The sequence below is a fragment of the uncultured Flavonifractor sp. genome (assembly GCF_944385615.1).
In the GTDB taxonomy this organism is placed as follows: Bacteria; Bacillota; Clostridia; order Oscillospirales; family Oscillospiraceae; genus Flavonifractor.
On the sequence record NZ_CALWXV010000003.1, the window covers coordinates 17,087 to 37,853 of the forward strand.

19 protein-coding genes and 1 other annotated feature are annotated in these 20,767 nt (G+C 59.7%); of the genes, 8 read left to right on the top strand and 11 right to left on the bottom strand.

The genetic code is table 11. From position 1 onward, the window contains the following. The first annotated feature begins 149 nt into the window (after positions 1 to 149). Together Q0J75_RS01815 and Q0J75_RS01820 are read left to right on the top strand one after the other, a co-directional pair. Positions 150 to 1,616: a GH25 family lysozyme gene (locus Q0J75_RS01815; RefSeq protein ID WP_297196359.1), complete on the top strand. Its 1,467-nt coding sequence runs from the start codon at positions 150 to 152 to the stop codon at positions 1,614 to 1,616. A gap of 146 nt (positions 1,617 to 1,762) precedes the next feature. Next, the gene (locus Q0J75_RS01820) at positions 1,763 to 2,146 is read left to right on the top strand and encodes a NifB/NifX family molybdenum-iron cluster-binding protein (protein WP_297196186.1); all 384 of its coding nucleotides are present in this window, start codon (positions 1,763 to 1,765) and stop codon (positions 2,144 to 2,146) included. Positions 2,147 to 2,197: 51 nt separating this feature from the next. On the opposite strand, the gene Q0J75_RS01825 is transcribed toward Q0J75_RS01820, so the two are convergent. The 7 genes from Q0J75_RS01825 to Q0J75_RS01855 form a co-directional block, all read right to left on the bottom strand. Further along, positions 2,198 to 3,412, bottom strand: a complete 1,215-nt coding sequence (locus Q0J75_RS01825) for a MalY/PatB family protein (RefSeq protein ID WP_297196188.1) — start codon at positions 3,410 to 3,412, stop codon at positions 2,198 to 2,200. Between the two features lie 31 nt (positions 3,413 to 3,443). Then, positions 3,444 to 5,135: a 2-isopropylmalate synthase gene (leuA, locus tag Q0J75_RS01830; protein ID WP_297196190.1), complete on the bottom strand. Its 1,692-nt coding sequence runs from the start codon at positions 5,133 to 5,135 to the stop codon at positions 3,444 to 3,446. A gap of 80 nt (positions 5,136 to 5,215) precedes the next feature. Beyond that, positions 5,216 to 5,449, bottom strand: a binding site (T-box leader). Positions 5,450 to 5,492: 43 nt separating this feature from the next. Next, entirely contained in the window at positions 5,493 to 6,833 is a 1,341-nt protein-coding gene (locus Q0J75_RS01835) for a hypothetical protein (RefSeq protein ID WP_297196192.1), read from the bottom strand. Next, positions 6,830 to 7,576: an ABC transporter ATP-binding protein gene (locus Q0J75_RS01840; protein WP_297196195.1), complete on the bottom strand. Its 747-nt coding sequence runs from the start codon at positions 7,574 to 7,576 to the stop codon at positions 6,830 to 6,832. The genes Q0J75_RS01835 and Q0J75_RS01840 overlap by 4 nt, the downstream gene beginning before the upstream one ends. Beyond that, positions 7,569 to 8,096 carry a hypothetical protein gene (locus tag Q0J75_RS01845; RefSeq protein WP_297196197.1) on the bottom strand — a complete coding sequence of 176 codons (528 nt, stop codon included), beginning with the start codon at positions 8,094 to 8,096 and terminating at the stop codon, positions 7,569 to 7,571. Before Q0J75_RS01845 ends, Q0J75_RS01840 begins: the two co-directional genes overlap by 8 nt. Next, complete coding sequence (locus tag Q0J75_RS01850) at positions 8,083 to 8,898, bottom strand: hypothetical protein (RefSeq protein ID WP_297196200.1); 816 nt, start codon at positions 8,896 to 8,898, stop codon at positions 8,083 to 8,085. The genes Q0J75_RS01845 and Q0J75_RS01850 overlap by 14 nt, the downstream gene beginning before the upstream one ends. Next, positions 8,895 to 9,284 carry a GntR family transcriptional regulator gene (locus Q0J75_RS01855; protein ID WP_297196201.1) on the bottom strand — a complete coding sequence of 130 codons (390 nt, stop codon included), beginning with the start codon at positions 9,282 to 9,284 and terminating at the stop codon, positions 8,895 to 8,897. Before Q0J75_RS01855 ends, Q0J75_RS01850 begins: the two co-directional genes overlap by 4 nt. A gap of 151 nt (positions 9,285 to 9,435) precedes the next feature. Between Q0J75_RS01855 and Q0J75_RS01860 the strand changes: the two genes are divergently transcribed. The 5 genes from Q0J75_RS01860 to Q0J75_RS01880 all read left to right on the top strand — a co-directional run bounded on the left by Q0J75_RS01860 (position 9,436) and on the right by Q0J75_RS01880 (position 15,694). After that, positions 9,436 to 11,223 carry an ABC-F family ATP-binding cassette domain-containing protein gene (locus tag Q0J75_RS01860; protein WP_297196203.1) on the top strand — a complete coding sequence of 596 codons (1,788 nt, stop codon included), beginning with the start codon at positions 9,436 to 9,438 and terminating at the stop codon, positions 11,221 to 11,223. A 22-nt stretch (positions 11,224 to 11,245) separates the two neighbouring features. After that, complete coding sequence (locus Q0J75_RS01865) at positions 11,246 to 13,093, top strand: family 10 glycosylhydrolase (protein WP_297196205.1); 1,848 nt, start codon at positions 11,246 to 11,248, stop codon at positions 13,091 to 13,093. Between the two features lie 140 nt (positions 13,094 to 13,233). Beyond that, positions 13,234 to 13,419: a hypothetical protein gene (locus Q0J75_RS01870; RefSeq protein ID WP_297196207.1), complete on the top strand. Its 186-nt coding sequence runs from the start codon at positions 13,234 to 13,236 to the stop codon at positions 13,417 to 13,419. A 95-nt stretch (positions 13,420 to 13,514) separates the two neighbouring features. Further along, positions 13,515 to 14,327 carry a histidinol-phosphatase HisJ family protein gene (locus tag Q0J75_RS01875; protein ID WP_297196209.1) on the top strand — a complete coding sequence of 271 codons (813 nt, stop codon included), beginning with the start codon at positions 13,515 to 13,517 and terminating at the stop codon, positions 14,325 to 14,327. Between the two features lie 122 nt (positions 14,328 to 14,449). Continuing rightward, positions 14,450 to 15,694 carry a phosphotransferase gene (locus Q0J75_RS01880; RefSeq protein WP_297196211.1) on the top strand — a complete coding sequence of 415 codons (1,245 nt, stop codon included), beginning with the start codon at positions 14,450 to 14,452 and terminating at the stop codon, positions 15,692 to 15,694. Positions 15,695 to 15,747: 53 nt separating this feature from the next. Here the strand turns inward: Q0J75_RS01880 and Q0J75_RS01885 are convergent, their stop codons facing one another. Continuing rightward, positions 15,748 to 16,932: a M20 family metallopeptidase gene (locus tag Q0J75_RS01885; protein ID WP_297196214.1), complete on the bottom strand. Its 1,185-nt coding sequence runs from the start codon at positions 16,930 to 16,932 to the stop codon at positions 15,748 to 15,750. A gap of 177 nt (positions 16,933 to 17,109) precedes the next feature. Between Q0J75_RS01885 and Q0J75_RS01890 the strand changes: the two genes are divergently transcribed. After that, entirely contained in the window at positions 17,110 to 18,438 is a 1,329-nt protein-coding gene (locus Q0J75_RS01890; RefSeq protein WP_297196215.1) for an MATE family efflux transporter, read from the top strand. Positions 18,439 to 18,493: 55 nt separating this feature from the next. Here Q0J75_RS01890 and Q0J75_RS01895 read toward each other — a convergent pair whose 3' ends face one another. The 3 genes from Q0J75_RS01895 to Q0J75_RS01905 form a co-directional block, all read right to left on the bottom strand. Beyond that, positions 18,494 to 19,150 (bottom strand): DUF4230 domain-containing protein, encoded by a 657-nt coding sequence (locus Q0J75_RS01895; protein ID WP_297196217.1) that lies wholly within the window; start codon positions 19,148 to 19,150, stop codon positions 18,494 to 18,496. Positions 19,151 to 19,163: 13 nt separating this feature from the next. After that, on the bottom strand, positions 19,164 to 19,772 hold the full coding sequence (locus Q0J75_RS01900) for a DUF4230 domain-containing protein (protein ID WP_297196220.1): 609 nt from the start codon (positions 19,770 to 19,772) through the stop codon (positions 19,164 to 19,166). A gap of 139 nt (positions 19,773 to 19,911) precedes the next feature. Then, positions 19,912 to 20,766: a patatin-like phospholipase family protein gene (locus Q0J75_RS01905; protein WP_297196222.1), complete on the bottom strand. Its 855-nt coding sequence runs from the start codon at positions 20,764 to 20,766 to the stop codon at positions 19,912 to 19,914. Between the last annotated feature and the right edge of the window lies 1 nt (position 20,767).

Here is a 20,767-nt window from a genome sequence, read left to right on the forward strand (position 1 = left end):
TTGCTTCTTTTTCGAAAGAAAGCAGATAATTTTCCGAAAAAATAGGCAGGAAACTTGTCGAAACCATGGTTTTCTGTTATGCTATACATAATCGCATCCAGCGGCAGTGCCGCGAAACAGGAAAACAGAAAGGAAAACCCATGGTGAAAATGAAAAAAACGGCATCCAGACTGCTGGCCGGCGCGCTGCTGGCGGCGGTCCTTCCTCTGCCCGTCCACGCGGCTGGCACAAAGAGCGATTTTACAGACGTTGTCCCCGATGCATGGTACGCTGACGCGGTAACCTATGTATCGGATCAAGGATGGATGGGCGGTGTTTCCGCCAACCTGTTTGCCCCCGATCAATCTATGAGCCGGGCCATGCTGGCCACCGTGCTCTACCGTTTGGCAGGCAGTCCGGCGGTGACAGGGCAGGACAACTTTACTGATACGGACAACGACACCTGGTATTCTGACGCCATTGTGTGGGCGCAAAAGAATGGCTACATAACCGGTTACAGCAGCCAGACCTTTGGTACCAACGATCCGGTCACCCGGGAGCAGATGGCCACTATTTTATGGCGCTATACCGGCAGCCCGGCGGCCTCCGCCTCCTCCGGCTATGCGGACGCAGATCAGATCTCCGCCTGGGCAAAGGACGCGGTGGACTGGGCCAAGGAGGACGAGATCCTTAGTGGCAAGCCGGGCAACCGCTTTGATCCCACTGGGCAGGCCACCCGGGCGGAGGCGGCGGCAGTGCTGGCACGCTATGACCAGAACAGCCAGCCGGAACCGGAACCCACTCCGACGCCGACTCCTACCCCCACTCCTACTCCAACTCCCACGGTGCCCCCCACGCCTACCCCAAGTGAGAAACCGGAGCCCTCTCCGGAGCCGACTCCCACCCCCACCCCAACCCCGGAGCCTACCCCGACGCCCCTGCCCATTCCGGCCAATCCCTATGATAGCAATGCCTTTGTGGTCAATGAGGATGGCTTTTTGACCTATGTAGGAGGGACGCCCAGCTATGTAGGCATCGATGTATCCTCCCACCAGGGAGAGATCGACTGGGAGAAGGTGGCCGCCGCCGGTGTGGACTTTGCCATCATCCGGGCGGGCTATCGGGGCTATACCGTGGGCAACATTATGGCCGACCCCTATTTCCAGTATAACATTGAGAACGCCACGGCGGCGGGTCTTGACGTAGGGGTATACTTCTTCTCCCAGGCCGTCAATGAGGCGGAGGCCAGGGAGGAGGCCTATCAGACCCTGGAGTGGATCCGGGGCTATGATGTGACCTATCCCGTGGTCTTTGACTGGGAGTATGTCAACGACAGCAGCAGCCGTACTTACAACATGAGCAACCAGGCCATCATCAACTGCACCAAAGCCTTCTGTGAGGTGGTCGAAGCGGCGGGCTACCAGGCCATGACCTACGGCAATCCCAACATGGTCAGCAAGGGCTATGATCTCTCCCAGCTACAGGACTATCCCTTCTGGCTGGCCCACTACACCTATAACTGGACCCCCACCAGCTTCCGGTACTACTATGATATGTGGCAGTACTCCAGCAACGGCTCGGTGGACGGCATTGAGGGCCGGGTGGACCTGAATATCTGCCTGACCGACCTTACTTAAAGAAAACGGAAGCCTGCCGCAATGTGATATGCGGCAGGCTTTTGCTTATAAGGGTGATTGACATATAACAGAAATGAGAGTATGATGGAACCATCATAAATGGCATATGCCGGTAATGGGCAGATGCAGAAAAGGAGAGACGCAGTATGAAGATCGCGGTTGCCAGCGTTGGGACGGAAGTGGGGGGCCACTTTGGCCACTGTGAGCACTTCCGCATTTATACCGCCGTGGACGGGAAGATTATGGGAGAAGAGCTGGTTCAAAACCCGGAGCACAAGCCTGGTTTCCTGCCCGGTTTTCTGGGGGATATGGGGGTCGAGGTGGTCATTGCCGGCGGCATGGGCGCCCACGCCGTATCTCTGTTTGGGGAGCGGAACATCCAGATCGTCACGGGGGTCCAGGGGGATGCCCGGACGGCGGTGGAGCAGTACCTGAAGGGGGAGTTGAAATCCACCGGCGCGGTGTGCCAGCACCACGACCATGACCATGAGCACCACCACGAGCACCACTGCGGCGGTCATCACGAATAAAAAACAACCAAAAGCGCCCCGCCGGCACACAGCCGGCGGGGCGCTCTGTTCTCAGTCGATGAATACGTATTTGTCCAGTCTGGCAAAGACCTCCTGAATCCGGGAGAGGGGAGAGGCCAAGTTCATGCGGATGTGGCAGGGGCCCTGGAATCTGCGGCCGTCCTGCCAGCCTACGCCCACGTCCCATCCAGCCTTTATTAACGCATCAATGCTCTTGCCGTGCCTGGCGCACCACTCGGTACAGTCCAGAAAGAGCATATAGGTACCCTGGGGCATGGATACTTCCACGCCGTCGTAGTGGTTCCAGATGTGCTCACAGGCATACTTGCAGTTGTTTTCCAGCACCTGAAGCAGCTCGGCCACCCATGCACGGCCCTCGTCCGAATACGCCCCGATGAGCGCGTGCATACTCAGCACATTCATCTCATTGTAGTGAGTGCGGTCGCCGCAGGCAGTGACCCGGTCCCGCAAATACTGATTGTAGATGATATGGTAGCTGCCCACCAAGCCTGCCAGGTTGAAGGTCTTGGAGGGGGCATATACCGCTACCGTATGCTCTCGAGCCCAGTCGTTGACCATCAGGGTTGGGATATGCTGGTGGCCGGTGTAGGTGAGGTCTGCCCAGATCTCATCGCTGATGACAAGACACTGGTTGGCCTCAAAGACCTCCATGGCCTTCTCCAGCTCCCAGCGCTCCCATACCCTGCCGCAAGGGTTGTGTGGTGAACAGAAAATAGCCAGATGGATGTTGTTCGCCTTCAGCTTGGCGTCCATATCCGCGTAGTCCATCCGCCACACGCCGTTGGCGTCTTTCTTCAAAGGACTGTACACCGATGTGCGGCCCAGACCCTCCACATCGGCGGCAAAGCCCACATAGGTAGGGCTGTGGAGCAGGATTTTGTCCCCGGGGGAGGAGAGGGTCTGTACTGCACTGGTGACACAGCCGTGGACGCCGTTTTCATAGCCGATATATTCCCGCTCCAGATCACAAAAACCGTTGCGCTCCGTCTGCCACCGGAGGATGGCGTCATAATAGACGTCGCTGGGGCGGAAATAGCCGTAGAGGGGGTGTTTGGCCCGCTCAATAATGGCGGCGGGAACAGCCGGGCAGGTGGGGAAATTCATGTCGGCCACCCACATGGGGATAGGGTCAAAGCCCTCTTTGGGGGCGGCGGGCTCGTTGCCCCAAACCTGTTTGCCGATGCTCTCCACCGCCAGGGCGTCTTTGCCCCGGCGGTCAATAATTGATATAAAATCGTACTTCAAGGGAATGACCTCCTTGTAAGCCGGGGAGGGATTACTCTGCGTCGTGGCTGACTGCCCGGTTGATGGCGGACAGGATACCCTTCAGGGGGGCCAGATTGATGTTGTGGCTCATGCCCACGCCGAACCAGTCCTTTCCATCCTGGTCCTGAAGGTGGATGTAGGCCACAGCCTGGGAGTCAGAGCCCTGCTTGATGGCGTGCTCTTTGTAGTCCACAAAGGTGAAGCGGTCCATCTTCTGGCCGTGGATGGCGTTGAAGAAGGCATCGATGGGGCCGTTGCCTGAGCCCTGGACCTGGAATACCGTGTCGGTATGGCGCAGGGTGCCGGCGAAGGTGACGTGGGAATGACCCTCCTCGTCGGTGAACTCGGCAAAGGAGTGGCGCACCATTTCGTAGGGCTTTACCGCATCGATATAGTGGGTCTTGAAAAGCTGATAGATGGCCTCCGGTTTGAGCTCCTTGCCCACCCGGTCGGTCTCCACCTGGACGATGTGGCCGAACTCGGGGTGCATGGCCTTGGGCAGGTCAAAGCCGAAGGAGTGCTGCATGACGAAGGCGGCGCCGCCCTTGCCGGACTGGGAGTTGATGCGGATAATGGGTTCGTACTGGCGGCCCACATCGGCGGGATCGATGGGCAGATAGGGCACCTCCCAGTACTCGGTGCCGCTCTCCTCCATATAGCGGGTGCCCTTGTTGATGGCGTCCTGATGGGAGCCGGAGAAGGCGGTGAACACCAGCTCGCCCACATAGGGCTGCCGCTCGCCGATCTTCATCTTGGTAACCTTCTCATACACGTCCCGGATGTGGTTGATGTTGGAGAAGTCCAGCTTGGGGTCCACGCCCTGGGTATACAGGTTGAGGGCCAGTGTGACCATATCCACATTGCCGGTGCGCTCGCCATTGCCGAAGAGGGTGGCCTCCACCCGCTCGGCCCCTGCCAGCAGGCCCATCTCGGCGGTGGCCACGCCCTCGCCCCGGTCGTTGTGGGGATGCAGGGAGATGATGGCGCACTCCCGGCTGGGCAGGTTGGAGATGAAATACTCGATCTCATCGGCAAAGTAGTTGGGCATACAGTTTTCCACCGTGGTGGGCAGATTGAGGATGATCTTTTTGTCGGGAGTGGCGCCAATGGCCTCAATGACCGCCTGGCAGATCTCCACGGCGGCGTCCATCTCGGTGCCCATAAAGGACTCGGGGGAGTACTGATAGCGCAGGTCCATGCCCTTGTCGATGGCGGGCTGGCTCAGCTCCCGGATCAGGTGGGCGGCGTCCACGGCAATCTGGGTGACCCCCGCCACGTCGGTATGGAACACCACCTTCCGCTGGAGGGTGGAGGTGGAGTTGTAGAAGTGGAAGATGACGTGCTTGGCCCCGTCGATGGCCTCAAAGGTCTTGCGGATCAGGTGCTCTCTGGCCTGGACCAGCACCTGGATGGTGACGTCGTCGGGAATGTGGCCCCCTTCGATCAGAGTACGGATAAACTCATATTCGGTTTCGGAGGCGGAGGGGAAGCCCACCTCGATCTCCTTCACCCCAATGTCCACCAGGGTGTGGAAAAGCTCCAGCTTTTCCTCTACGTTCATGGGGTCGATCAGGGCCTGGTTGCCGTCCCGCAGGTCCACAGAGCACCAGATGGGGGGCGCCTTCAGTTCCTTGTCAGGCCAGGCGCGCTTTTCCATTTTGAGGGGAACAAAGGGGATGTACTTTTCCTGTGCGGGTTTCATGGTAAAATTTCCTCCTTGGGTCAGGGTTTCAAACTTGATACGCCAGCTTTGCATAAGAAAACGCCCCTGACCAGATTATGGTCAGGGGCGTAAAATACGCGGTACCACCCTGCTTCCGCCCGCCGTCACCGACGGACGCTCACGGCCTCCAACAAGGCCCCGGCCTGTAACGTGGCCGTCACGGCCTGCCCTACGGATTGCTTCAGGCAGGCGGCTCCGGGATCAGTATCCGCACGCTTTCCTCCGCCGGTTCGCACCAACCACCGGTTCTCTGAGGGGGACGGCACGTGCCTTCTTCCCATCATTGCCTGTTTGGGATTTGATTGTTACCCATTCTAGCCGAACCCGCCGGTTTTGTCAAGAGTCAGTTTCCGCCCAGGAGAGCACATGGGAAGGGGAGAGCTGATAGAGATTGCCCACCTGGCCGGGCAGGCTGGTGGGGTAGGTACCCAGATAGGCCAGCCCATCCCGATCATACACCGCCAGGAACAGAACGTTGCGGGAGAGCCCTTCCTGCCAGTAGGAGCCGGTCACGGCCAGCCGCTCCCCGTCATAGAGCAGGGAGGTGGTGCCATCCATGTTCAGGAAGCAGCCCAGATCATTCTGACGCTCTATATTGCCCTCAAAATCAATCCGCCAGCTGTTTGCCCCATCTGGGACCAGCATCACAAAGGGCCCGTCGTTGGAGAAGACCGCCAGTCCAGCCTCCGTCCACACCGTACCGTCCAAGTCCCTCTCTTCCGCCCAGGGGAAGAGGGGGAGATGGAGGACAGGCTGAAGGCTCTGGCCGTCCAGCTGGGTCAGATAGAGCACATCCTGTTCCACCGTCAACAGGTAAAGGTCGTCGTCTCCCTCCTGACCCTCAAAAAATTGGAGTACCTGGCCGCCATTGGGGACTGAGTAGACGGTAGTCAGAGACAGATCCTCAGGGGTAGAGCCGGTGAGAGCGTACACCCCCCAGCCTCCGGGAATATGGCTGGGGTCCAGTACCTTGCCGGGAATCAGGGCAAAGAGGACGGTGTCACCTCGGACAGCATACTGGCTGGACAGGTAGCAGTCATCGTCATCCAAAAAGAAGTTGTAGCCCTGGAGTGCGCCCTCCTCATCGGTCTCCAGGGAGATGGTGGCGGTCAGCCCTTCCGGCACCGGGAAGAAGAAATAGTCTTCCAAAAGTTCTGTCAGCTGGCGGTCTGTCACCTCAAGGAAAAGAGAACTGCCGGGGAGATACTGGGATACGTACAGGGGAATATGGTCGGTATAGTGGGACAGGGGAATGGTCTGCTGGTCGGTGGTGACTTGTGGGTAGTCGTCTTGGACTTCCTTCAGAAGAGACAGAAAAGAAGGGGTGACGAGGTCCTCCAGGGAGGAACTGCTGTACCGTCCGACAGATTGGAGACTGATCTCAAAAGAGCCAAACTCATAATCCCAATTCTCCTCCCATTGGGTCTGGGAAAAGCCATAGCGGGTCTGGGCTTCCTGGGGGGCGTTCGCCGGATAGGAGCTGGACCAGAAGAGATGGCCCCGATCGTCAAAATAGCTGGTGACCTGGATGCCGGCGGCCTGGGCCGGGTCCCCCGCCAGGGTGGTGGAGGTGGTTGTCACATCGTAGGCATCCTGGTGAAGCTGGGCGTTGGACCAGCCCAACAGGCCGAAAAAGGCCACCGTCAGGGCCAGCAGGACAGCCAGCGCGCTCCTCATGACGATCCCTCCTCCTTACCGGTGAGCTCGTCCAGGGCTTTGCTGACCCGGTCGGCCTGGTAGTGGTAGGTCTCCTTCACATAGTCCATCAAACTCTTGCCCTGCTCCTCCAGATCCAGGGTGGAGGCATCCCCCACCAGCTGGCCCTTACGCAGGAGCACCGCACGGCTGATGAAGTGCTGTACCTCCTCCAGCAGGTGGGTGGACAGCAGGATGGTCTCGCTGGGCTCCAGAATGCCCAGCAGCACCTTGTAAAAGTCCTCCCGGTTGAAGATGTCGTTGCCCGCGAAAGGTTCATCCATAAGGATGTAATCCGCCCCCTGGCTCAGGGCCAGAATGACCTCAAACTGGTTTTTCTGGCCGGTGGAAAAACTGCGGATGGCCTTGTGGGCGGGCAGCTCGAAGAAGTCCAGCAGGGCGTGGAACCGCTTCTCCCGAAAAGTGGGGAACTGGTCCATGAGAAAGCGCTTGTGCTCCCCGGCGGTTAGATTGGGGAAGAAGGAGTGCTCACAGGTGGCGAAGGACAGGCGGGCGATGTTGGTTCGGCTGACAGGCGCGCCGTCCAGGGTGATCTCCCCCTGAAAGGGGATAAGTCCCAGCACGCACTTGAGCAGGGTGGTCTTGCCCGCTCCGTTCTCCCCGAACAGTCCCACGATCTCCCCGGGGCAGATGGTCAGGGACACGTCGTCCAGGGCCAGTGTGGAGCCCATATATTTTTTGCGGACCTGTTTCAGTTCAAGCATGGTAACCTCCCATCCAGGTAAAGGGCAATGTGCCCCAGCAGTTTATGGGCAGATGCCCCTCCGGTGTTGCAAAGCGGTAGTACAGAGCGCACAGCAGGAGCAGCAGCCCCCACAGGATCACACAGGCGGCCAGCCCGGCCAGGGGAATGGTCAACACCCGCCGCCACAGTTCCCGGCGGTGGGGGAGCAGTCTCATGCGGTAGATACTGCGGCCCCCCATCCAGTGCCAGCTGTAGTGGAGAAAGATGGCGCCCACCAGGCAGAGGGCCACCAGCACCAGGAACAGGGAGACCCCATCCAGCAGGGTGGGAAATGGGGCGATCATAGCGCCGTCAATGAGGGTCCGCACCACCCTGTTATTCACGAGTTCGGTCTGATAGAGCTCCCCTCTGGCTGCGTGATAGGTAGAAAGGAACCGGAGAAACCCCAGCCCGAAGGCGGCCCCCAGTCCTCCCAGGGTGAGCCGGAAGGCGTTTTGGCCGGGAAACCCCAATGGATAGTAGTCCTCAAACATCCACATAAGGATCCCTCCTCAGCAGGTTGTAGGTTGTGGAGCACAGAACGATCAGGATGATAAACAGATGGAAAATCCCCCACAACAGAACAGTTGCATCCGAATTGCTATAGAGGTTGGGCAGGGAGGCGGGCAGGCTGTCTCCCGGGCCGAGCAGACTGAACATCCCGGCAGAGGCGGGGAAAGTCAGCCCCACAAAGGCGGCCAGGGGGAGAATGGTGAAGGGCCTGGCCCCCCGCCGCCAGTGGTAGGAACAGGTGGCCGCCGACATGGCCAGGGCCGCCAGCATTACCACATTGCGGATGTAGATGGGCCAGTCCGCACCCGGCAGAATGCCGTGGATCAGGTCGCAGTCGTAAAAGAGCAACAGGGGGGAATACAGGAAGGCGTAATCAACAGAAGAGGCGGACGGGGTGTTGAGAAATCGGTCCACCAGCACCCAAGCTGTCACCATCTGTCCGCTCCAGAAAATCAGCAGACAGAGGAAGTGGTGAAGGGCAAAGACAAGGGTGGCCCGCGCCTCCCCACAGGGCAGGCGGCGCAGGGTGTAGCCCAGCTTGCTGCCGCCCCGCTCCATCCCGAAGGAGGCCAGGGACAGACACACCAACACCATTCCCCCGGCAAAGACCAACAGGAAATGGGAGTTGTTGAGGGCGCTGTAAAGGTCTTGCCATTGCTGGCCGCTGATGGCCGCCAGATGGCGCTGAAACAGCAGAACCTCGGCGGCACAGGTCCCGGCGGTGATGAGCAGCACTTGCCACAGCCGGGACCGGGCGGCCACCATCATCAGACTGATGTATTGTCTCATACACTCTCCTCCTTTTGCTCCCACAGACGGTCGATCAGCTCCAGCGCGGCCTCCTTCTCCAATCCGGACTGCCGCAGGGAGCGCACAAAGGCGGTAATCTCCTGCTCCAGCAGTTTGGACCGGAGGGCCGCCACCAAGTCCGGCGGGGCGCACACTTCACTTTTGGCCCCCGAGCGGGAGGTGATGAGCCCCTCCTCCTCCAACATCCGGTAGGCCTTCTGTACCGTGTTGGGGTTCACCCCCAGCTGGGCCGACAGGGTCCGGCGGGAGGGCAGCTCGTCGCCGTGGGCGATGGACCCCGCCACCACCCCCCGCTCCACATAGCGGACGATTTGCAGATAGATGGGCAGGCCGTCCACCGGGACGAAGCCCTCAAAGCCGCACATAACCCTCACCTCCCAACTGTATTATAACAATAATACACTTTCCAACTGTATTATAGGAGTAATACGGTTTTCTGTCAAGTGCCTCCAGCCCTTTTCTTTTTCGACAGTTTCAGCTATACTATACAAGATAGAAGTAAAGCGAGGGAATCTTATGCTGTTATCGGCGGAACAACTGACCAAAACCTATGGGACCCGCGTCCTGCTGGACGGGGTATCCTTTTATGTGGAGCCGGGGGACAAGGTGGGGATCATCGGGGTCAACGGCTGCGGCAAGTCTACTCTGCTCCGGCTGCTGGCCGGGGCGGAGGAGCCCGACGGGGGTATCGTCCGGCCCGACCCCAATGTGCGGCTGTCCTACCTGCCCCAGAATCCGGTATTCCCCAAGGAGCACACGGTGCTGGAGCAGGTGCTGCTGGGGTTGGAGGGGGAGGACCGTACTCTGGCAGAGTACGAGGCCAAGACCATCCTGAACCAGCTGGGGGTGTCCCGGTTTGACCAGCGGGTGGGGGAGCTGTCCGGCGGGGAGCGCCGCCGGGTGGCGCTGGCGGCGGTGCTGGCCCGGCCCTGTGACGTACTGCTGCTGGACGAGCCCACCAACCACCTGGACGACAGGATGGTCAACTGGCTGGAGGACGTGCTGAGGCGCTGGAAGGGTGCCTTGGTGATGGTCACCCACGACCGGTACTTTCTGGAGCGCATTGTCACTACCATGGTAGAGGTAGAAGGGGGAAACCTTTACACCTATGAGGGCAACTATGACAAGTATCTGGAGCGGAAGGCGGCCCGGTTGGAGAGCGAAAAAGCCAGCGAGCGCAAGCGTCAGGCCATTCTCCGCCGGGAGTACCAGTGGGTGATGCAGGGCCCCACCGCACGGGGTACCAAGAGCCGGGAGCGGCTGGAACGGTATGAGGCCTTGAAGGCCCAGACCGGCCCGGCGGAAAAAAGCACCTTGGAACTCACCGCACGGGCCAGCCGTCTAGGGAAAAAGACGGTGGAGCTGCGGGAGGTCACCAAGACCTTCGGGGACCGGACGGTAGTCCGGGACTTTAGCTGTATGCTGCTGCGGGATGACCGCGTCGGCATCGTGGGCTCCAACGGCAGCGGGAAATCCACCCTGCTCAATCTGATGGCGGGGGCTCTGGCCCTCGACTCCGGCGTTGTGGAGGTGGGGGAGACTGTCCGCTTCGGCTACTTCCGGCAGGAGGTGCCCGATATGGACGGGGATGTGCGGGTCATCGACTATGTGAAGGAGATTGGCAATAACATCGAGACAGCGGATGGGATGCTCACCGCCTCTCAGCTGTTGGAGCAGTTCCTCTTCCCGGCAGAGGTCCAGTGGTCCCCCATCTGTAAGCTGTCCGGCGGAGAGAAGCGGCGGCTTTATCTGCTGGCCGTGCTGGCAGCAGCCCCCAACGTGCTGCTGCTGGACGAGCCCACCAACGACCTGGATATCCAGACCCTGTCCATTCTGGAGGATTATCTGGACTCCTTCCCCGGGGCGGTAGTGGCGGTGTCCCACGACCGGTACTTCCTGGACCGGGTGGTGCGGCGGGTGTTTGCTGTGGAGGGAGATGACGCCGTGAAGGGTTACCCTGGCGGCTACACCGAATATCTGGTGGCACAGAAGGCGGAGGAGAAGGCCAAGGCCCCCAAGGCCCCCGCCCCGGAAAAGGAGAAAGCGCGCCCAGCCGCTCCTAAAAAGCTGAAATTCAGCTACAAGGAACAGCGGGAGTTTGAGACCATCGACGGCGATATCGCCGCCCTGGAGGAACAGATCGCCCAGGTCCAGGCGGAGCAGGCAGCCAAGGCCACCGACTATGTGGCCCTCCAGGAGCTCCAGGCCAAGCAGGCCGAGCTGGAGGCTGCTCTGGAGGAGAAGATGGACCGGTGGGTCTACCTCAACGACCTGGCGGAGCGGATCGCCGCCCAGGAGAACTAGAACCCCTGTAAAGGAGAACTACATGACAAAACTTTGGAAACTTGCGGTGGCCGCTGTGCTTATCTGCGCCTTGGTGCTGGTGGGGATGACCATCCGTACCCAGACCAGCGCCGGGCAGGGAGAGGCCAAGAACCCGGACCAGTTCCGGGCGGTGTGGGTGAGCACGGTGTACCGGCTGGACTACCCCAGCAAGGCCACCACCGACCCGGCGGTGCTGAAAGCGGATGCGGACAAAATCTTGCAGACCTGCGCCGACCTGGGGATGACTGCCGTCATCCTTCAGGTGCGGCCTTCCGCCGACGCCCTCTATCCCTCCAACTACTACCCCTGGAGTGCCGACCTGACCGGACGGCAGGGCCAGGCCCCGGCAGATGGCTTTGACCCGCTGGAATACTGGGTGGAGCAGGCCCACGCCCTGGGGCTGGAACTCCACGCCTGGATCAACCCCTTCCGGGTGACCAAGGGAGGACAGTCGGAGTACGACAGCCTGACTGCCGACCACCCGGCCAAGGTCCACCCGGACTGGGTTGTGGAGTACGACGGCAAATACTACTTTGACCCCGGCCTGCCCGACGTGCGGGAGTACATCATCCAGAGCGCCGAGGAGCTGGCCCGGAACTACGACATTGACGGCATCCATCTGGACGACTACTTTTATCCCGGCGCCAACTTTGACGATGGCGACACCTACGCCCAATATGGCTCCAATTTTTCCGATGTGGGGGACTGGCGGCGGGACAATGTGAACCAGCTGGTGAAGGCGCTGGGGGAGCGGCTCCACGCCATTGACCCGGAGCTGTCCTACGGCATCAGCCCCTCCGGCGTGTGGGCCGACAGGAGCAGCCAGTCTCAGGGCTCCAATACCACCGGCGGCTTTGAGAGCTATTACGCCTCCTACGCCGACAGCCGGAAATGGGTCAAAGAGGGCTGGATCGACTACATCTGCCCCCAGGTCTACTGGTACATTGGCCACAGCAGCATGGACTATGAAACCATCGTCAAGTGGTGGGCGGACACGGTAAAGGGTACAGGAGTTTCCCTTTACATAGGAATGGCCGACTACCAGGCAGGAAATACTGACCCCAGCAGCCCTTGGCATGGGGTGGAGGCCATCCGCCGGCAGCTGGCTCTCAATGAAACTATTCCTCAGGTGGACGGTGAAGTCCACTTCCGCTATCAGTTTTTGGCGGAAAACACCCAATTACAGGCTCTTTACCGAGAATTTTATCATTCTGAGCAAGAGGTGTTTTTGAATACGGAGGAGCACATGGCCTATGTCCAGGGCAGTGCCGGACAATTTCATCCCGAGAGCAGCCTGACCCGGGGAGAGGCGGTCACACTGTTGGCCAGATTGACGGTTGATGGGGAAGGAAAAAACCTTTACACTTGGGAGGAGGGTACCGGCGGCTTTTCCGATGTAAGCCCCGGCGACTGGTATAGCTCCTACGTTCACTTTGCCCAGAAATACGGCATCGTCCGGGGCTATGGCGATGGCACCTTCCGGCCCACCCAGGCGGTGAGCCGGGCGGAACTGGTGAAGATGGTGACCTCCTTTTTTGTGGTCACCGGCGGCAGCCACCCCTTTCCAGACGTATCCAACGGATACTGGGCGGCCCGGGAGATTTCCTTTGCGGCCGCCCAGGGATGGATTACCGGCGGCAGTGACGGAACGTTCCAGCCCGAGCGCAGCGTGACCCGGGCTGAGGCGGTGAAGATCCTCAACAAGGCCATGGGCCGGGAAGCAGGGGAGCGGGAGGCGGCGCTGCCTTTTACTGACGTATCCCGGACCCATTGGGCCTATGGGGAGATTCTGGAGGCTTCGGTGACCCACGACTATAAAAAGACCAGCCAGGGGGAAGTCTGGCTGTAGCAGATCAAAAATTTACGCAGGTTTTCCCAAAACCTGATGGAATGAGCGGTGGGAGACAGGTACAATGGAAGCATCAGGCGCACGATGATGCGTCGGCCCTGCCGGAATGGACCGGTTGGGCAAGAAAGGTGGTTTCCACAATGATTCCATGTCAACAGACCTGTTCCAACTATTGCGAAGGCTGTCACAAGAACTGTGCCCGCTGGGCGGAGTTTCAGCGGCAGAAGTGCCGGGAACGGCAGGCAAAGAAAGATTATCTGAAGTACTATAATGAGCTGTGCGGAGCGGTTGTCCGCCAGTTGAGCGCCATGGGTGCGGTCCGGTGACGGTTTGGCGGCGGGAGAAACTCCCGCCGCCTTGCTTTTTTCCGGCGGCAGGTTATAATTAAGCGAGAGAATCTACTGAAAAGAAAGGGAACGTTATGCTGCGTTATGTTTCGGACTATCATACCCATACCTATATCTCGGGAGACAGCAAATCCACGCTGATGGAGAATGCCCGGGCAGCCCAGGCGGCCGGCGTGGCGGAGCTGTGCATGACCGAGCACTGGAATCTGCTGGACCAGCAGGGCAACCGCCTGCCCACCAGCTATGACTTTGAACTGGTGCTCATGCAGTGGCGGCGGCTGCGCAATCGGCTGGCCGGTCAGGTGGAGCTGCGGGTGGGCATCGAGGTGGGCAACAGTACAGTGGACACCCAGGCGGTGGACCGGTGCCTAGGCCTGCCTCAGCTGGATTTTGTCATCGGTTCCCTCCACTCCACCAGCCTGTCCTATGGGGGCATCGGCATCTACACGGCGGCCAAGGCCTGCACCAGCCGCCAGGGAGCGGCGGCCATCCTGGAGGACTATATCCGCCAGATGGAGGAGCTGGCCGTCACAGACAGCTACGACGTGCTGGGCCATATCATCTACCCCCTGCGCTATCTGCCGGCGGAGTACCAGCTGACCCTGAAGCCCTGGGAGGACCGGCTGGCTGCTCTGCTGCGGCAGGTCATTGACTCAGGCCGGGGCATTGAGCTCAACACCACCCAGGGTACCACGGTGGAGGGCTGGCAGTGGCTGCTCAAGCTCTACCGGGATCTGGGGGGCCAGATCATCACGCTGGGCTCCGACGCCCACCAGGCCCGCTATATTGGGGCGGGCTTCCCACAGGCCCTGGCCCTGCTGGAGGCCTGCGGCTTCCGGTGGGTGTGCACCTACCGCCGCCGCACCCCCTGCTTCCACGCCCTCTGACCGGCGGGAGCAAAAAATGACAGGGTGGGGGCAAGGATGTCGCTTTCCATTTGGGGCGGGGCGGGGTATACTTTTGGTATCCTGCCAATGCTGTCCTTGTGGGGAAGGAGAGGACTGCCGCCATGCTAATCCTGACCAGAGAAAATCTGCCGGACTATCTGCGCGCCCATGATCCGTCCTTTGTGGAGGAAGGCCCCCTGAAGATCCGTGTCATCGGTGAGCAGGGGGAAGATTCGGCGGGACTGATCAACGACATCTTCCAGGTCAGCAACCCCAGGCGGTCCATCATCGTCAAGCAGGGACAGGAGAACATCCGCTCCGCCCGGGAGTCCAGCTACTGTCTCCCGCCCTCCCGCAATCAGCTGGAGGCGGCCAGCCTGCGGCTGCGCCGGGCCATTGTGCCCCAGTATGTTCCTGAGGTCTACTGGGTGGATCGGGAAAACAATGTGTTCGCCATGGAGGACGTGTCCTACCTCCACCCCTGCCGCAGCGGACTGGCCCGGGGGGAGATCTTTCCTGAGCTGGGGCGGAATTGCGGTGCATTCATGGCATCCATTGCCTTTTTCACCTCGGAATTTTACCTGTCCCGGGAGAAGTTCCGGGAGCTGGCCCAAACCTTTACCAACAGCGGTATGCGCCGGGTCATGGAGGAGTGGAGCATGCTCCACCGCTCGCCCTTTGCGCCCGCCCCTGAGACGATGCACCTGCGGGCCGGGCTGGAGGAGCCGGCGGTGCAGACGGAGACCTACCTGCTGCGCCACCGGTATATGAGCCACGGGGAGGCCCTCATTCACTCCGACCTCCACCCAGGCAATATCTTTATCGACGGAGACCGGATGAAGGTCATCGACATGGAGTACACCTTTGCTGGTCCCTGCGCCTACGATCTGGGCTATTTTGTGGGCAACACGCTCAGCGTCTATGCAGCCTCCTTTTTCCACCCCCTCTCCGGTGCGAATGAGGAGGAGCGGTTCCGCCACTACCTGCTGGACACCATAGAGCAGCTTTTCCAGTCCTATCGCCAGACCTTTGGGACCCTGTGGGACGGCTATGCCAAGGCGGAATACCGCCGGCAGCAGGGCTTTCGGGAACGCTTCCTGGACGGTCTGCTGGCCGACGCGGTGGGCTACGCCGCCCTGATTTCCCTGACCCTGGCCATTCACGGCTCCGATGTGGCCGAGTTCAAGATCATCAGCGACCCGGTGGCCCGGCACCACGCCATGCAGCTGTATTACGCCACCGCCAAGAGCTTGCTGCTCACCCGAAACAGCCTCACCAGTGTGGCGCAGTTGCTGAGCCGTATCCAGACCTGCGCCAAACTCTACCTGACCCGCCAGCTGGACATTCGGCCCCCTATCCTGCGCTGAAAACAGAACGTCCCCCGGATTCGATCCGGGGGACGTTTTTCTATGGATGGGAGTCAGGCCTCCAGACCTACCAGGGCGGACTGGGCCAGCAGGGCAGCGGCCAGAGGCAGGGCGTCATCATTGGTGCGGAAGTGCTCATTATGCCAGCAGGGATTGGCCTGGCCGGGGTAGCCGGAGCCCAGCCAGTAGAAGAAGGCGGGGACCTCCTGACCGAAGACGGCGAAGTCCTCCGAGCCCATGTCGGGGGCGGGGGAGACCACGTTGGCCGGGTCAACCAGGGAGAGCGCGGCTTTTCGGGCCAGAGCGGTCATCTCGGAAGAGTTGACGGTGGCGGGGACGCCGGGGTGGAACTCCACCTCGGCAGTGCAGCCATAGGCGGCGGACACCCCCAGGGTCAGCTCCTTCAGCCGCTGTTCCGCGTGGCGGTGGGCGGCGGCGGAGTGGGCCCGGATGCTGCCGGTCATGGTGAGCACATCGGGGACAAAGTTGTCCGGGGTACCGGCGTGAACGGACAGCACCGAGCACACCAGACTTTCCAGCGGATCGGTGTTGCGGCTGACCACTGTTTGGAGGGCGTTGACCACCGCAGCTCCGGCCACGATCACATCGGTACACTTATGAGGGGACCCGCCGTGGCCAGAAATGCCGTGGAGCGTGATGACAAAGTGGCTTTTGCCCGACATCACCGGACCTTCCATCACGGCAATCTGCCCGGCGGGCAGCTCGGGCCGGTTGTGCAGACCGAAAAGACAGTCTGGCTTGGCGGGCAGCTTGTCCCACAGACCGTGGTCCAGCATGGCCTGGGCCCCCTGGGTTACCTCCTCGGCAGGCTGGAAGAGGAAGACCACGTTGCCTGTCAGCTGCTTTTTGCGCTGGGCCAGCAGAGTGGCCGCGCCATAGAGCCCCACGGTATGGAAGTCGTGGCCGCAGCCGTGCATGAGCCCGTCGCACTGGGATACCGCCCCGTCGTGGGCGGCCTCCTGCTGGGCAATGGCGTCAATGTCGGCCCGGAGGGCCACCGTTCGCCCGGGACGGTTTCCCCGTAGCAGAGCCACCACACCGGTGTCCATGCACAGGTCAATCAGCTCCAGCCCCAGCGCGGTCAACTTTTCCTTCAAAAGGGCAGTGGTGCGTACCTCCTGAAAGCTCAGCTCCGGGTGGCGGTGAAGGTCGTCTTTCATAGCCCTCAGCTGAGGCGCCAGCCCCTGTGCCTGCTCCAACAGTGTCAAAGAAATCATACCCTTTCCTTGCTCCTATTTTTACGATGTAGTATAATTATCAAATATGCACGCGCGTCCTGCCAGAACGATGGACGCCAGGTTCTCTATAGATATACTCCAAATCCCATGAAATTGCAAGAGAAGAGGTGACCGGCCACGGAAGCCCGGAACCAAAACGATTTTTCCAAAGGCGGCATGGCCCGAAATATCATCTATATGGCAGTACCTATGACGGTGGCCCAGCTCATCAACATCCTGTATAATGTGGTGGACCGGATGTACCTGGGCCGTCTGCCCGGCCATCTGGCCATGACGGGGCTGGGTCTGTGCCTGCCCATCATCTCCATCCTGATGGGCTTTGCCAACCTGTGTGGCATGGGGGGCGCACCTCTGTGCTCTATCTGCCGGGGCAGGGGAGAACAGGAGGAGGCCGAGCATATTATGGGCAACTCCTTTACCCTGCTGCTCCTGTTTGGTACAGCCCTCACCGTGCTGTGCCTTGCCTTCCGGCGGCCCATCCTCTATCTGTTCGGGGCCAGCGACGTCACCTTCCCCTATGCAAATGATTATCTTACCATCTACATCCTGGGTACGCTCTTTGTCATGATCGGCCTGGGCATGAACCCCTTTATCAATGCTCAGGGCTTCAGCCGCATGGGTATGGTGACGGTGGCGGTAGGGGCGGTGGTCAATATCGTTCTGGACCCCATCTTTATCTTCGGCCTGAATATGGGGGTGCGGGGGGCCGCTCTGGCCCCCGTGCTCTCCCAAGCCTGTTCGGCCCTGTGGGTGCTGAAGTTTCTCACCGGGAAAAGGGCCATCCTCAAGCTGCGGCTGTCTGCGCTCAAGCTCCGGATCGACCGGGTAAAGCGCATCCTTAGCCTGGGCGCCTCCGGCTTTGCCATGTCTATGACCAACAGTCTGGCTCAGGTGCTGTGTAACGCCACTCTGGAGGCCTACAGCGGCGATTTGTACGTGGGGGTCATGACGGTGGTGAACTCGGTCCGGGAGGTTATTACCATGCCGGTCCAGGGTATCACCAACGGCTGTCAGCCGGTGCTGGGGTACAACTACGGCGCCGGTCTGTACCGGAGAGTGCGGCAGGGAATCCGGTTTACCACCGTGCTGACAGTGAGCTATTCCGTGGCCATCTGGGTGGTGGTGATGCTTCTGCCCGAGCCCCTCATCCGTATCTTCAATAATGAGCCTGACCTGATTGCCGCCGGTATCCCGGCCTTTCATATCTACTTTGCCACCTTCTTCTGTATGGCTTTCCAGTTTATTGGCCAGTCTGTTTTTGTGGGTCTGGGCCGGTCCAAAAGCGCTATCTTTTTCTCCCTGCTCCGCAAGGCTTTTATTGTGGCTCCGCTGACCCTGATCCTGCCGGCGGTGGGCCTTGGAGCGGGCGGGGTCTTTTTGGCCGAGCCCATCTCCAATGTGCTGGGCGGACTGGCCTGTATCCTCACCATGTATGTCACTGTCTACCGGCCCATGGGCCATATGCCGGATCAGACAGCAGAATAAACAGAAACCAGGGGCGCCGCAATATGCGGCGCCCCTGGTTTCTCTGAAAATTTGATTAGTTTGGGGTTGGTGTCGGCTCCACTGTTCCCGTCGCCGAAGGGGCCGGGCTTGCCTCGACCTCCGTTTCCTCTGTGTTCAGGTAGACCCATTTGATGGAGTATTCCTTTCCCACGGCATTGCCGATGTTTGTGATGTAGTCCTCTAGCAGGGTCTGCGCACGCTGCTGGGCGCTGGCCAGCAGGGCGGTATCGCTGGAGGCGTTCTCCTTCAGCTGCGCCTGGGCTGCGGCAAAGGCCACGATCTCATCGTCGGCGTCTACCTTGGCGGAGCCCTGTTCCACGATGAAGGAGTCCTCCGATAGAGAAGCGGAGTCCACGGTGCAGGTCAGAACGGTGGCCTGGGGAATGGTGATGGTGACCTCCGTATCCTTCACGTCCACGCTCACCAGTGAAGCGTCGATACCGAGCGTCACCACGCCGCTGTATTCAATCCAAAAGTGTTTGTCCTTCTGCCACCACAGGATGCCTTCCGCGTTTTCCTCTTCAAATTTTGCCACGTTATGATAGTAGCAGTCCATAACCGCCAATTCACAGATGGCCTTCATCTGGGAGGTCTTGGGCTCCAGATGGACAGAAGCCGTGTTGGAATTGCCGCACGAGGCCGTACAAAGCATCAGTACCCCGGCCAGAAAGAAAAGGATTGTTTTTTTCATAGAGAAACCCCCATTACGAGACAGACAGGCCGTATTCAGCGTCCACCTGTTCCACCAACGGATCGATCAGCGCCGTCAGGACGTTACGGGCGTTCTGACGGGCCAATTCATAAATGTCCTCCTGCTTGGCGCTTTCTCGCTGGGCGTCCGCCTCACAGGCTTTGTAGGCGGCCTGGGACACCGTAGATGTATTGGCGCTGTTGTTGTAGAAGATAAAGTCCATGGATGCGATGTCCACGTCTACTTTTGTAATGGTTACCTCCGGAAGCTTCACATAGATCATCTTTGCCTCATCGTCCACCGAGATCTGTATGGCCTCAAAGTCGATACCGGCGTAGACTTTGGCCTCGTAGGATACGTAATAGTCGGTCTGTTCAGGTTCTGCCTCGTTCATGACCTGGGCAATGCCGTTATAGACGGCGGTATAGGTGGACAATTCACTGACATTGACGATCTCCTGCAAGGTAGAGACTGTGATGACCTCCGGCGGCTGTTTGCTCCGTTTTCCGGCGGATACTGTGCCGAAAATGCCCGCGATGACTGCGATTGCAAGGACAATCCACACCCAGCGTGGAATGGGAAGATTGAGCCGAAGTGGTTGTTTTTTCTCTCTATGTTCCATATTTCTGCTCTCAACTTTCTATTTCTATCATTTTTTCCATTATACTCAAGAAACGGACGCATGGCAATCTTTTCTTGAACAAACGGCGGCATATGAGAAATGGGGTGATGCCCGGCATCACCCCATCCAGTTTAAGCTGTTATTGTCCCGCCAGAAAAGCCCGCACCTCGTCCAGCCGGGCCATGCCCTCGTCGTAGCCGTCCTGCCACAGGGCCTGGATCTTGGCCACATCCCGCTCGGTGCGGTGAAAGCCTTGGGTGTTGTGGGGGGCAAAGAGCAGAACTTTGCCCTCCTTCTCCAGCTGAAAGAGTTTTTCCCGGGCGGCGTTGTAGGTCTCCGCCCGGCGGCGCATGGTGGCGCAGAAGTTGGGATAGTTTCTATAGACCCGATCAATCAAGGGCTGGAGCTTTTCCGGTTGACGCCGGAAATTACGCTCCCGGGTAAGCACCACAATGACCCGGTCGCACCCCTTGGCAAAGGCCCGGTCAAAGGGAATGGCATCGGCGGCCCCTCCGTCCATACAGGGCTTGCCGTCGATGTGGAAAATGGGGAAGAGGAAGGGGAGAGCACAGGTGGCTTGTAAAATCACAAATTTCTTGTCGTCCCGGTCCACCGGCAGATACTCCTCCTTGCCGGTGTCCAGATTGGTGACCGCCGCCTCCACCTCGCCGGGGAAGGCGTTGAAGGTGTCGTAATCAAAGGGGATAAGCTCGTTGGGAATGGTATCATATACGAATTTCAGACCGAAATAGGCCCGGTTGTCCCGGCGGAGCAGGTTGCCCATGCCCATATACCGTTTATCATTGACGTACTTTACCATGATGTCCAGATTGCGGCGGATCTGCTTGGACACATAGCTGACCCCGTAGGCGATTCCGGCGGAGACGCCGATCACATAATCCGTCATGATGTCGCCGGTGAGCAAAGCGTCACAGACACCGGAGGAGAAAATGGTACGGATGGCGCCCCCCTCCAGTACGATCCCGGTCTTCATG

Excerpts from the sequence above, each read along its gene's own strand:
- Q0J75_RS01815 (WP_297196359.1), top strand. The coding sequence starts at position 150 with ATGAAAAAAACGGCATCCAGACTGCTGGCCGGCGCGCTGCTGGCGGCG.
- Q0J75_RS01820 (WP_297196186.1), top strand. The coding sequence starts at position 1,763 with ATGAAGATCGCGGTTGCCAGCGTTGGGACGGAAGTGGGGGGCCACTTT.
- leuA (WP_297196190.1), bottom strand. The coding sequence starts at position 5,135 with ATGAAACCCGCACAGGAAAAGTACATCCCCTTTGTTCCCCTCAAAATG.
- Q0J75_RS01835 (WP_297196192.1), bottom strand. The coding sequence starts at position 6,833 with ATGAGGAGCGCGCTGGCTGTCCTGCTGGCCCTGACGGTGGCCTTTTTC.
- Q0J75_RS01840 (WP_297196195.1), bottom strand. The coding sequence starts at position 7,576 with ATGCTTGAACTGAAACAGGTCCGCAAAAAATATATGGGCTCCACACTG.
- Q0J75_RS01845 (WP_297196197.1), bottom strand. The coding sequence starts at position 8,096 with ATGTGGATGTTTGAGGACTACTATCCATTGGGGTTTCCCGGCCAAAAC.
- Q0J75_RS01850 (WP_297196200.1), bottom strand. The coding sequence starts at position 8,898 with ATGAGACAATACATCAGTCTGATGATGGTGGCCGCCCGGTCCCGGCTG.
- Q0J75_RS01855 (WP_297196201.1), bottom strand. The coding sequence starts at position 9,284 with ATGTGCGGCTTTGAGGGCTTCGTCCCGGTGGACGGCCTGCCCATCTAT.
- Q0J75_RS01860 (WP_297196203.1), top strand. The coding sequence starts at position 9,436 with ATGCTGTTATCGGCGGAACAACTGACCAAAACCTATGGGACCCGCGTC.
- Q0J75_RS01865 (WP_297196205.1), top strand. The coding sequence starts at position 11,246 with ATGACAAAACTTTGGAAACTTGCGGTGGCCGCTGTGCTTATCTGCGCC.
- Q0J75_RS01870 (WP_297196207.1), top strand. The coding sequence starts at position 13,234 with ATGATTCCATGTCAACAGACCTGTTCCAACTATTGCGAAGGCTGTCAC.
- Q0J75_RS01875 (WP_297196209.1), top strand. The coding sequence starts at position 13,515 with ATGCTGCGTTATGTTTCGGACTATCATACCCATACCTATATCTCGGGA.
- Q0J75_RS01880 (WP_297196211.1), top strand. The coding sequence starts at position 14,450 with ATGCTAATCCTGACCAGAGAAAATCTGCCGGACTATCTGCGCGCCCAT.
- Q0J75_RS01885 (WP_297196214.1), bottom strand. The coding sequence starts at position 16,932 with ATGATTTCTTTGACACTGTTGGAGCAGGCACAGGGGCTGGCGCCTCAG.
- Q0J75_RS01890 (WP_297196215.1), top strand. The coding sequence starts at position 17,110 with ATGGCCCGAAATATCATCTATATGGCAGTACCTATGACGGTGGCCCAG.
- Q0J75_RS01895 (WP_297196217.1), bottom strand. The coding sequence starts at position 19,150 with ATGAAAAAAACAATCCTTTTCTTTCTGGCCGGGGTACTGATGCTTTGT.
- Q0J75_RS01900 (WP_297196220.1), bottom strand. The coding sequence starts at position 19,772 with ATGGAACATAGAGAGAAAAAACAACCACTTCGGCTCAATCTTCCCATT.
- Q0J75_RS01905 (WP_297196222.1), bottom strand. The coding sequence starts at position 20,766 with ATGAAGACCGGGATCGTACTGGAGGGGGGCGCCATCCGTACCATTTTC.